We start from the raw sequence: 11,832 nt of genomic DNA on the forward strand, positions 1-11,832 counted from the left end.
AAAAAGCATCTTTTATTTAAGATGCTTAAATAATTGTTTATTTTTTATTACTAAATCACTTTCAAATATCTTTTACATATTATATTCATTAACTATATATCATCTTTTTTTTCAAGTAAAACATTAATTAAATTAAAAGCTCCTGAAAAATCATTAGTTGCAAATATTCTAGTAGGAATAGTAAAAATTTTTTTATTATCTAAACTATGTTTAACCTCAGGCAATAAATACCCAATCTGAGGAGCTAATATTATAACATCATATTTATCAGCAATTTCATATAACTTTGTATAACCTGTTGCTGATATTTTATAAGGAAAGTTTTCAAGTAAAGCCAATTCTGACATCTTACTAGCAAATAATGTTGTTGTTAATCCCCCACTACAACAAAGTAAAACACTGATTTGAGAACTGTTATTTGGTTTAATAGCACAATTTACCATTTCTTTAAAGAATTCAATTGCATGGTTAAAATGTGTTAATCGGAAATGCAAATAAAAAATTTTTTTATTAGTTTGACAATCAATTAATTCTTCTTCAAACATACCATTACCATAATAAATTATCCTTCCCTCTACATAATTATTTTTTATAATAACAGTATCTTCTCTTTCATCTTTAAATCCAATCTGTAAGTTATATTTTTCACCCTGAATTATAATCCATTTAAGATAAAATATGGCATTGATTTCTTGATAAAACTCATCCATATCTACTCCTTCCCCCATACTTTTAATAAGTATTGATATAAATATTATAATATATTTTATATCTGTATACAATGATACTAATTAAGTAAATAAAATCTATCTACTGATATAAATATAAAATTAAAAAGTCCCATTCAATCATATAACTTCTTTTTTTAAAAAATCTTTAACATAGTAATATTGCTTCATTAATAAAATTTAAATATCACCTAATTTTCATCATATCCAACACCATTCATTAAACATCCTTACTATAATATTTATCTACCACCTAGATATTTTTCAATTATGTGAAATATAAAACAGAAGGAATAGATAGAGATATAGGGGTAATAGCTAATATAATATCTTCATTTTACATTAGAAATAAAGAAAAAACTGATAAATAAAAAGATACATCTAAATATCAGTTTTAATTTAATTTCTTTTTCAGCAGTCTTGCAAACTGTCTCTTTTTAAAATATCTTAATCATAATTCCAAATCTACATTTTATCCAATATCATCAACAGTAATGTCAAATTCTAAATTTAAAAGCTGTTTACATAAATCAATATAAATATCCTGCTCATTTAAACAAGTTTCCAGCAAGTATGTCTTATCTCTGTCATATTCTTTCAGTCCCCTTAGATAATATGGTTTATCCCTATCAAGAATAAAAAAAGGAACTATATTGTTCTTTAAACATTCTTTAAACATTCTTTAAAGATAATTGCTCGTCCAATACGACCATTCCCATCACCAAATGGATGAATTCTCTCAAAACGTAAATGAAATTCAACAATATCTTCTAAAGTTATTTTACTTTGCTTGGTATAATTGCTAATAAGCATATCTATATCTTTTTCAACTTCGTCTGGTTTTGAGGTTTTAATAGCATTTACCAGCACAATTACATTGGGATGTATTTTAAATCCTCCTACATTATATCTAGGATTAGATTCATCAGAGGTTCCTTTTTTAAGAATTTTATTCATTTCAATAATCATATCTTTATTTAATTCATCATCAACATGATCTAAAATAAAATCAAATAATTTAAAATGATTTACTGTTTCCATGATATCATCTACTCTGACTACCTCATCATCTTTATCAGAAAAAAATGAATTAGTTTCAAATATCATTTCCGTTTGTTCTTCTGTTAATCGGCTACCTTCTATTTTATTTGAATTATATGCAAATAATACTTGTGAAACATGATAGATGTTACCAGGAAATTTTGATTCTTTCTGTTCTATGAGTTCCTTTTTTAATTTTTCTATATCTGTCATTTTCAATCTCCTATACTTAGGTTATAAGTATATCACTTTAAATATAAAATGTAACAGAAATTAATTATTCTTGTAAAAGAGGCAAAATGCCCAAATAGACTATAAAAGAAACTTATTTTAGTATTTAAGAAGATATGAAAAGATAGTCAAAAAAACATATATAAATATAATGTTCTAAATATGCCTAATAATCATCTTTAAATTCTAATAGCATAAAACAAGTATTTATATGATACCTGTTTAATAAAAATCTTGAATCTTAGTAATAATATCATTAGATTAAAAAATATTTTTAAATCACAAATTCATAATTAAAAACTTTAAGTCATTTAAATTTATTCAGCAAAATTTAACCCTCTTATTACTTATCTCATTATTAAACATTATATTAGTAATCATTTTTTATAATATATTATAAATCTAAGTTACATTATTACTATCATAATTCTAATTATCTATTATTATTTCACAAAAAAATCAGCTATTTGCTGATTTTTTATTCCTGAGCATTAGAAGCATCAGGATATTCATTATCGTATTCTACAATATGATTTTCATAATCAATTTCATCTTGATCTTTTAATTCTTTACGTTTCACTAGTTATCACCCAATTATAGTATGTCCCATTATAAAATAATTAAATCAACTAAATAAGTACTTAGATTAGCAATCACCGATCCTAATACTAGAACACCTACTATAATTGTAAATATTCCTTTACCAGTCAAATTAAAATCTTTATACTCCATAATTATTTCCTCCGTTATCAAGTATCTATAAATTCATCTTTTTAAGTATTTTCTTTTATCGGTATCTTTTTAAGACACTTATAATATATCTCTTTTACTATTATTTGTCAACAAAAAATATCTTTTTAAGACACTTTCAAAGAAAATAATTGCAAAAATAATCTAATAATAGTAAAATCAAGACATAAGGAGTGAGTAGAATGACAGGTGAAAGAATTAAAAAATTACGTAAAGAAAAAGGCTTAACCCAAGAACAGTTAGGTAAATTATTAGGAGTCAAAAAATCAGCTATCGCTAAATATGAAAATAACCGAGTTGAAAACTTAAAAAAAGAAACTATTCAAAAATTATCAGATATATTTAATGTTCCTGCTTCATACTTTCTAGGAATTGAAGAAAATCAGCCCATAATTACTAATTCAATAACTATTCCTCTATACAATGATATTAGTTGTGGAACTGGAATATTTGTTGATGATAATATTGATGAATATATTTCATTACCAGAATCATTGTTATCATTAAATAAAGAATATTTTTGTCAATACGCTAGTGGTGATAGCATGATTGGTGAAAATATCAATCCTGGTGATTTAATTGTTTTTGAAAAATGTAGTCAAATTAGAAATGGCGAGATTGGTTGTTTTACAATTGACGATAATGTTGCAACATGCAAAAAATTTTATTTAGATAGTACTAATCAATGTATAATTCTACAACCTGCTAATCCAGATTATAATCCATTAGTAATTAACAATGATAATCAAATAGGATTTCGAGTAATAGGTAAATTAAGTTTAGTAATTAATAAACGATAAACTAGAAACATTCTAGTTTTTTATTATAAAAAATCTAGCAAATAAGCTAGATTTGTAAAATTTCTTTAATTTTTCGAAGTACTCCCTGCTCATCATTAGTATTAGCTATACCATAAGCAATATCCTTAATTGGATCAACAGCATTAGCCATTGCATAACTATATTTAACCTGTTGTAATAATTCATAATCATTCATTTGATCCCCAAATGCTACACATTCATCAGGATTTATTTCATAGAGTGCTTGTAAAAAATTTATCGCTATCCCTTTATTGATATTTTTATTTTGAATATCCATCCAAGTATTACCTGATGTTACAACCTTAATATTGGGTGGTAATTGCTTTCTTACTTCTTTTAAAGTTTCATCAAGTTTTTCATTTGGATCAAACACTGCAAATTTCATAATATCATCATCAACATTATCAAACGAATCTACAAAACGATAATTACAATAGTATTTTTTTATTTCATCTTTATAAATACAATCTTTTTTTAAAATATAAGCACCTTTACGTCCACATAAAACAATCAATAAATTATTATAAGTAATTAAAATATCTTTAATTCTTTCAACATCAACTGTATTAATTGTATTACAATATAATTCAGTCGCTCCTTTAGCTATGTAACTACCATTTTCTGCAATAAAATACATTTGTTCACTTAAAGGTATGAATTTTTGAAATAAACGATAATATTGGTTACCACTAGCAACAACAAATTTTATCCCCTTTTCTTTTAACTTATAAAAAATATCAATAAACTCTGGATCAAAACGCTTTTCAGAATCCAAGAATGTTCCATCCATATCTGTAGCAATCATTTTTATCATGATAAATCCCCCTTTATCACTTGTAGTATAGCATATATCTATTATTTAAGAAAGATATGTACTAATTACCTTTATTTAGTAATTTTATAAGGCCAATCTATTATTCCACCAAAATCTTTAACATTTGTATATCCTAAATCTAACAATTTGTCTACAGCTTGACTACTTCGCCTTCCACTACGGCAATAAACTAGAATTTCTTGCTCTTTATCAGATAATAAACGCTCTATCTGATCAGATATAACTTCATTTGGTATACATACAGCACCTTCAATATGACCTGTTTGATATTCTTCTTCGCTTCTAACATCAATAATAATAATATCACTATCTTGATCAATAATTTCTTTTGCTTCTTCTGCAGAAATTTTCACATTTTTAACAACTGATCTATTGTTGTTAAAAACAGACACAGCAATCCCAATAATTAAAATGAACGCTAAAACAATAATAATCATTTTTCTATTTTTAACCATTTAATTCATCTAACATCTGTTTTGGGTTATCAGCTGCTTTTACCTTTTCAAAAGTTTTTTCAATCACACCATCTTCATTAATTAAATATGTACTCCTAACTACTCCCATAACCTTTTTACCATACATATTTTTTTCTTTCCATACATCATAACTTTTAATTACTTCTAATTCTGAATCAGATAACAAAATAAAAGGAAGTTGATACTTTTGTTCAAAACGTTTATGAGAAGCAACACTATCTTTGCTGATTCCTATTATTTGTGCATTAGCTTCAATAAAATGTGGATTCAGTTCACTGAAAGCACATGCTTGTTTTGTGCATCCAGGAGTACTATCTTTAGGATAAAAATATAAAATTACTTTTTTCCCTCTAAAATCATTTAATGATACATTTTCCCCATTTTGATCTAAAAGTGTAAAATCAGGGGCTTTAGTTCCAATTTCTAACATTCTTAATCTCTCCTTTAACTATCTTAATCATAGCCATTATTGAAAAAGAATGCAAACTTTATGCAATAAAAATATTATTCATCTTTATTTTCTCATTTGATTTATAAAAATCAAAAATTAACTTTTAACTTAAATCTTTTCATACTCTAAAAATTCACTTTTTCCCCATATAATAATTCATATATTTTTATTATCTACATAAAAAGGTCTATTACTAGACCTAATCTTTAAACTTATTAATTTGAAATAAACACATAATTAACACCCCAATAATAACTCCCATTTCAAAAACAAGAAAACATTTAAATAATTCCATCGATTACCTCCACACAAAAATAATCCTACTATAGTCTTCCCATATTTGTATATTTTAATATAAAATAATAACTTTTTTAATAAAAATGTTTCAGTTGAAAGATTTTCTCAAAATAAAAGTAAAAGTAAATATGAAGATATTAAAAAAGTTACAGATACAAAGAAAATCGTATTATTTATAAAGCCAAGTATACAATATTTTAAAAAATAAAAAACAGAATATCATTAATCTTAATAATTAAATATTCTGCCCTATTCTTTAACTATTTAACCGATATTTCCATCCACCTTTAAAAAACCTTCTTGCAAGTAAGAAACATCTAGTTATATTATCCAATACCATCATAATCCATACAGCTTCAATCCCCTGATTAAAAACATTTATTATTAACCAAGAACCACATACCCGTACTCCCCACATAGTTATTAATGAAAAAATAAATGGTGCTTTAGTATCACCCATACCATTAAATGTTCCTTCTAAAATAACAAGTATTCCATAAATAGGTTCCGAAATTGAAACAATTCTTAATACACGAGCTCCTAATTCTATTACTTGCAAATCAGGTGTAAAAATACTCATTAATTGATTCGCAAAAACAAATAATGTTATACCACAGATAATCATCAAAAACATTGTAATACCACTAATCAAATATGTAACTTCTTTAACTTTATGTTCACTTTTTTGTCCTATCGCATTACCAACTAAAGTAGCTGCAGCTGTTTGAAATCCATAACCAGGAATATAAAAAGCCTGTTCTGCCTGAATCGCAATTGTATGTGCGGCAAACCTAACAACACCTAATTTTGCAATTAAAGAAGCAAACGTAACATGACCTAAACAAATTACACCTCGTTCCAAGACAACTGGAATTCCTATAGTTAAACATTCTTTAAATTCTGTTTTATAAAAATGAAAACCACTTTTAGAAAATGCAAAAATTTGATTATTATAATATCTAACAAACATCATTATACCACCAACTACAAAAGAAATTGCTGTAGCAATAGCCGCCCCCTTAACTTCAAGACCAGCTCCTGGAATTGTTATCCCAAATACTTGCCTAGTTGGATAAATTAAAACAAAATTTAAAACAATGTTAATTAGATTCATATATAAATTTATTAACATTGGTGTTTTCATATCACTAACTCCTCGCAGTGCAGAAGACAAAATCAAAACTGCACTTCGAAATAATAATGGTAACGAAATAATCATAAAATATAAAGATGCAGTTGCTCGAATAGCTTTATCACCATTTAGCCATGCTGGTAAATATGGGGCAATAATAACACAAATAACTGTTAAAACAATCCCTACAATCAAAGTTAAAAACAATGCTTGTTGACCCGTTCTTTGTACTTTTTTTTCATCTTTGGCTCCAATTGCCTGAGCACATACCGAAAGAATCCCGATTCCAAAAGCGATAGCAATACTTGACACAAGCCATCCAACAGTTGATGTTAATCCAACTGCTGCTGAAGCATTAGCACCTAAAGCTCCAACCATTGCAGTATCAACATATGAAACAACTACATTCATTGCCTCCTGAACGACTGCTGGCCACGCCAAAAAACAAATTGATTTAATTTGTGATTGATACTTATTCACATTTTCACTCCTACCTATATACCATAAATTGTATCTATAATTATACACTTTTTATTAGCTAATAGATAGAACTATATAATTATAATTCCTAAATTATTTAGTTATCTAAAACTTATTTTAAAATATTAACTAGATCTTTAATATATTCTTGGATAGACTTTACTTCAACTCCTAAAACATGACCTGTACATTTACTAACAGGAATAAAATATTTTTGCGCTTCACTACAGCTAACTGCTTTTGCCATCGCTGGTGAAACCTCTCCATACATTGAATTCGCAAAAACAAAGCCAATTGGTCCAACAATAATCTGGGCATTTTTAGCATTATATACTATAGCATTTTCTCCTGTAGCTACAGCATCAGCTCCTGCTTTTTTCATATTATTAGTTGCTGTACTATTTGTTCCTACACCAATAATAAAAATATCATTAATTTCTTTTTTTAATGTTTCAATTACACTACGACCAATTCCGCCACCTTGACCATCAATAACGACTATTTCCATTTTTAACCCCTTTCATAACTTCCACCAGTTACTCCTTCCAAATCGAAAATTACATACTTTCATCCTAAAATAATAAATCTTTTCATTTTATTACATCATTAATTATATAAATTAGTATACAAACTAAAGTATACTTTAAGTCAAGAATATTTTACAAAAAATTAATTAAAATAATTACTAATATTAAATTATAAGTATTAAACAAAAACTTTTACTTGCACTCTTATAAACTTTCTATTCCAATCCAATACTGTTTTAATACCATAATTACTTCTATAATTTTATAGTCAAGACTTTTCAAACACTAAATAAAACCTTTAAGTAATCATATTTCATAATGATAAAAGGTCCTTATTTAACAGGTAAATAAACCCATTAAATAAAGACCCCTAAACCTCTATTGTATAATTAAATCATTTTCACCTTAAAAATAAGCCTCAACTGAACCATCCGCCATAATTTAAACCAAAGCCCATCGCTTTTCGATAAGTAGTGAAACGAAATTCTACTAAACACATAATATTTTCTGACTATCATGATATAACCCTTCATACAATAAAGAGACTGATCTATAATTATTATAGTAGGATTTATTAAAGATAGAAAACTGTGAAAATTATTTTAATAAAACATGATCTGTATATTCATTTGAAGAAGTTGAATAAAGATGAATCAAACCCTCTACAGTCATTTTCTCTCTCTTCTTCCCTTCAATTAAAGCAATGATTTTACCATCTTTCATAATCATAGTTTTATTTCCATATTTCAAAGCATCTTCCATATTATGAGTAATCATTAAAGTAGTAATATCATGCTCCGCAACAATTTTCTTTGATAATTCTAATACTTTATGTGCTGTTTTAGGATCTAATGCTGCTGTATGTTCATCTAATAAAAGTAAGTCAGGTGTTACTAAAGTAGCCATTAATAAAGTAAGTGCCTGTCTCTGTCCTCCAGAAAGTAAACCAACTTTAGTATCCAAACGTTTCTCTAAACCTAAATCCAATTCTTTTAAAGCTTCTTTAAAATTTTCACGATGTCGATGTGACATCAGGTTTAAACTAAAATGTTTACCACGCTGATTTGACAAATGAAGATTTTCTTCAATTGTCATATTTGGTGCTGTTCCTTTTAAAGGATCTTGAAATAATCTTCCAATTACCCTAGAACGACGATATTCTGGCTCAAAAGTTATATCTTTGCCATTTAAAATTATTGAACCACTTTTTGTATCTACTGCTCCAGAAATTGCTTGGAATAATGTTGATTTACCTGCTCCATTACTACCAATAATCGTGACAAAATCACCAGGATCCAATGTTAGATTAATATTATCAAGAGCCAGTTTCTCATTAACTGTCCCTTCATTAAAAATAACAGATAAATTATTAAGTTCTAACATGATTTCTTCTCCTTTTTTTATTTTTAAGAGCTCCATTTGTTGAAGCAATTGCAATAACAACAAGTAATGCAGATAACAATTTTAAATAACCAGATGGTAATCCCAATTGTAAAGCAAAAGTTAAAACCCCACGATAAAAAACGGCTCCAAAAACTACTGCTACTAATTGAAAAATAATCTTTTCTTTTTTAATAAAAGTCATTCCTACAATAATACTTGCAAGACCAATAACCATCATCCCAATTCCACTATTAACATCTGCAAAGCTTTGATGTTGTGCAAAGATCGCACCACTCATAGCTACAAGTCCATTTGCTAGCGCTAAACCAAGTATTTTCATTTTATCTGTATCAATTGAACTAGCTCTAACCATATCCTCATTATCACCACATGCACGTAATGATAATCCCAATTGTGTTCTTAAAAACAGATTCAGTAAAATTACTAATAATATTACAATGATATAAATAACAATCAATTTTGCATATAATGTAATATTTCCTAAATCACTAAAAATAGTTCCTTGATCAAATAAAGAAATTGTTGGCGTATCATCCATAATTGCAAGATTAATTGAATATAATCCTGTCATTGTTAAAATTCCTGATAATAATGGCATGATTTTCAATCTTGTAACTAATAAACCAGTTATTGTCCCAGCTATTGCCCCAATAATAAACGAAGTTAAAATTCCAAGATAAGGCATTGAATTAATCGTAAACATGGCACTTACAGCCGTTCCTAGAGTAAAACTTCCATCAACTGTTAAATCAGGTATATTTAGCACTTTATAACTAATATATAATCCTAATGATAAAACTGCAAATATCCCACCTAATTCTAATGTACCTAAAACAACTGTTTGACTCATACAACTCCCTCTACATTTCTATATATGCTTTATCATTTTTAATACTATCAGGTAAAATAATCCCTAGTTCCCCTAATATTTTTTTATTCACATAAATACTTAGATCTTCTTTAAATACTTTCACAGGAATATTTTTAACTTTTTCACCTTTTAAAATCTTATCAACCATATTAGCTGTCTCTTTACCCAAATCATCATAATTAATTCCCACACTTAAAAATCCACCATCTTGAACCATTGAATCAGCTCCAACAAATAAAGGTACTTTAGCTTTAGAACAAGCAGTCGATACCATATCCATAGCACTAGCTACCATATTATCATTAGGAGCAAAAATAGCATCACTTTTACTAGCTAAAACATCAATAGCACTTTGAACTTCATTTACTGCTGTAATAGTCCCTTCTACTAAAGAGATATTATTCTTTTCACAAAAGGTCTTAGCTTTTTTGATATTAGTAACTGAATTCACTTCTCCTTTATTATAAATCACTCCTAGTGTTTTTAAATCTGGATCTATTTCTAAAGCCTTTTCCAAAATTTGTTCAACTTGGATTTCATCACTTGTTCCTGTAATATTTTTATCAGGTTTATCAAGCGAAGATGTTAATCCTGCAGATATTGGATCAGTTACCGCCGCAAATACAACAGGTGTATTTTTAGCCATTACTGCTGCTGACATAGCAACAGGAGTAGCAATTGCTACTACACAATCTTTTTTTCCAGATTGAAAACCTTGGATAATTGAAGGAGCTATATTTGAATCTCCTTGAGCATTTTTAAATGTGTAATTAATATTTTCTCCTTGTTTATATCCTAATTCCTCCATTTGTTTATCAAAAGCTTTTTTAATTGTATCCAATGAAGTATGCTCTACATATTGTATTATTGCTACCTCTTTTAAATCTTCATTATCTTTTCCACTACATCCAGTCATCATTCCTAAAGTTAAAACTGATACTGCTATTAATTTAAATAATTTATTTACTTTCATCTTCCTGTTCTCCTTTTTTTATTTTTATTTTATATTAGCTATTTCTACACCATCGTTTATCTAGTTTCATATTGTCCCCCTTTATAGCACAAAAAATAAAAACATCTGTCCTAAAAGGACAGATGTATTATCTGTTTTGCCACCTTATGGTCATTAAAAATGCTATCACATTCCAGCTTGATAACGTGAGCTAAACGTCAAAAGATACTCAAAATCATTCTTTCCCCTTTGCCTTCATGGGTCCATTTATCAAAGTCGCATTTCTATCTAGCTTCCACCATCCTAGACTCTCTACAAGCGCGTTCAAGATTTTATCTCCCAATCACTAGTTTATATATATGCTATAAATTTATCATACCCTAAATAGTTTGTCAACTGCATTTCTTTTTCTTAGCAGCAATTAATGAAATCATCAATGCTATACTTGCCATTAAACCATAGGCAGGTACTTCATCACCTGTCTTTACTGCATTTGCTGTTGTATCTCCAGGTTTTACTGGTGTACTAGTATCTACTGTATTTCCTGGTTTTGCTACTAATCCTTCAAGGGCTTTTGTTAAAGCTTTCTCGGCAGCTTTTACTTCTGCCTCACTTGCTTCTGGATCTTCTAATACTGCCTGTGCTTTTATTACTTCATTTTCTACTACTGCCCATGTATTAGCTGTATAACTTGCAGCATTTAACCCATTTGCCTTATTGATTAAATCTGCCAATAAATCTTTATTTGGTTTTAATCTTAAGTTCAAATATGCTCTTGTTAATGCATCACATGCTTCATCTACTTCTGCCTGTGTTGCTTTTTCATTTCCTAATAC

General features: G+C 27.7%; 12 protein-coding genes and 1 pseudogene. 1 reads left to right on the forward strand and 12 read right to left on the reverse strand.

The genetic code is table 11. The features are described 5' to 3' along the window. Positions 1–92: 92 nt before the first annotated feature. From BMW96_RS09215 to BMW96_RS14695, 3 genes are all read right to left on the reverse strand, one after another. A complete protein-coding gene (locus BMW96_RS09215; protein WP_092354783.1) occupies positions 93–710 on the reverse strand; it encodes a PTS sugar transporter subunit IIB in 618 nt (205 codons plus the stop codon). A gap of 678 nt (positions 711–1,388) precedes the next feature. Continuing rightward, positions 1,389–1,982 (reverse strand): Fic family protein, encoded by a 594-nt coding sequence (locus BMW96_RS09220; protein ID WP_244881297.1) that lies wholly within the window; start codon positions 1,980–1,982, stop codon positions 1,389–1,391. A 627-nt stretch (positions 1,983–2,609) separates the two neighbouring features. Beyond that, the gene (locus tag BMW96_RS14695) at positions 2,610–2,732 is read right to left on the reverse strand and encodes a hypothetical protein (protein WP_257606883.1); all 123 of its coding nucleotides are present in this window, start codon (positions 2,730–2,732) and stop codon (positions 2,610–2,612) included. A 200-nt stretch (positions 2,733–2,932) separates the two neighbouring features. On the opposite strand from BMW96_RS14695, the gene BMW96_RS09225 reads away from it, so the two are divergent. Beyond that, a complete protein-coding gene (locus BMW96_RS09225) occupies positions 2,933–3,550 on the forward strand; it encodes a LexA family protein (protein WP_092354785.1) in 618 nt (205 codons plus the stop codon). A gap of 46 nt (positions 3,551–3,596) precedes the next feature. On the opposite strand, the gene BMW96_RS09230 is transcribed toward BMW96_RS09225, so the two are convergent. The 9 genes and pseudogenes from BMW96_RS09230 to BMW96_RS14160 form a co-directional block, all read right to left on the reverse strand. Beyond that, entirely contained in the window at positions 3,597–4,385 is a 789-nt protein-coding gene (locus BMW96_RS09230) for an HAD family hydrolase (RefSeq protein ID WP_092354788.1), read from the reverse strand. A 71-nt stretch (positions 4,386–4,456) separates the two neighbouring features. Then, positions 4,457–4,861, reverse strand: coding sequence for a rhodanese-like domain-containing protein (locus BMW96_RS09235; RefSeq protein WP_092354790.1), 405 nt, complete (start codon positions 4,859–4,861; stop codon positions 4,457–4,459). Further along, positions 4,854–5,312 (reverse strand): thioredoxin-dependent thiol peroxidase, encoded by a 459-nt coding sequence (gene bcp / locus BMW96_RS09240; protein ID WP_092354793.1) that lies wholly within the window; start codon positions 5,310–5,312, stop codon positions 4,854–4,856. The genes BMW96_RS09235 and bcp overlap by 8 nt, the downstream gene beginning before the upstream one ends. Before the next feature lie 574 nt (positions 5,313–5,886). Beyond that, complete coding sequence (locus BMW96_RS09245) at positions 5,887–7,242, reverse strand: MATE family efflux transporter (RefSeq protein ID WP_092354796.1); 1,356 nt, start codon at positions 7,240–7,242, stop codon at positions 5,887–5,889. Positions 7,243–7,354: 112 nt separating this feature from the next. Then, positions 7,355–7,750, reverse strand: a complete 396-nt coding sequence (locus tag BMW96_RS09250; protein ID WP_092354798.1) for a DUF3842 family protein — start codon at positions 7,748–7,750, stop codon at positions 7,355–7,357. Positions 7,751–8,366: 616 nt separating this feature from the next. Then, complete coding sequence (locus tag BMW96_RS09255) at positions 8,367–9,152, reverse strand: ABC transporter ATP-binding protein (protein ID WP_092354801.1); 786 nt, start codon at positions 9,150–9,152, stop codon at positions 8,367–8,369. Beyond that, positions 9,139–10,023 carry an ABC transporter permease gene (locus BMW96_RS09260; RefSeq protein WP_092354804.1) on the reverse strand — a complete coding sequence of 295 codons (885 nt, stop codon included), beginning with the start codon at positions 10,021–10,023 and terminating at the stop codon, positions 9,139–9,141. Before BMW96_RS09260 ends, BMW96_RS09255 begins: the two co-directional genes overlap by 14 nt. A 10-nt stretch (positions 10,024–10,033) precedes the next feature. After that, positions 10,034–11,017 (reverse strand): ABC transporter substrate-binding protein, encoded by a 984-nt coding sequence (locus BMW96_RS09265; RefSeq protein WP_092354807.1) that lies wholly within the window; start codon positions 11,015–11,017, stop codon positions 10,034–10,036. Between the two features lie 371 nt (positions 11,018–11,388). Continuing rightward, a pseudogene (locus BMW96_RS14160) lies at positions 11,389–11,832 on the reverse strand (FIVAR domain-containing protein); the annotation flags it as partial.

Source organism: Thomasclavelia cocleata (assembly GCF_900102365.1).
GTDB classification, from domain to species: domain Bacteria; phylum Bacillota_I; class Bacilli_A; order Erysipelotrichales; family Coprobacillaceae; genus Thomasclavelia; species Thomasclavelia cocleata.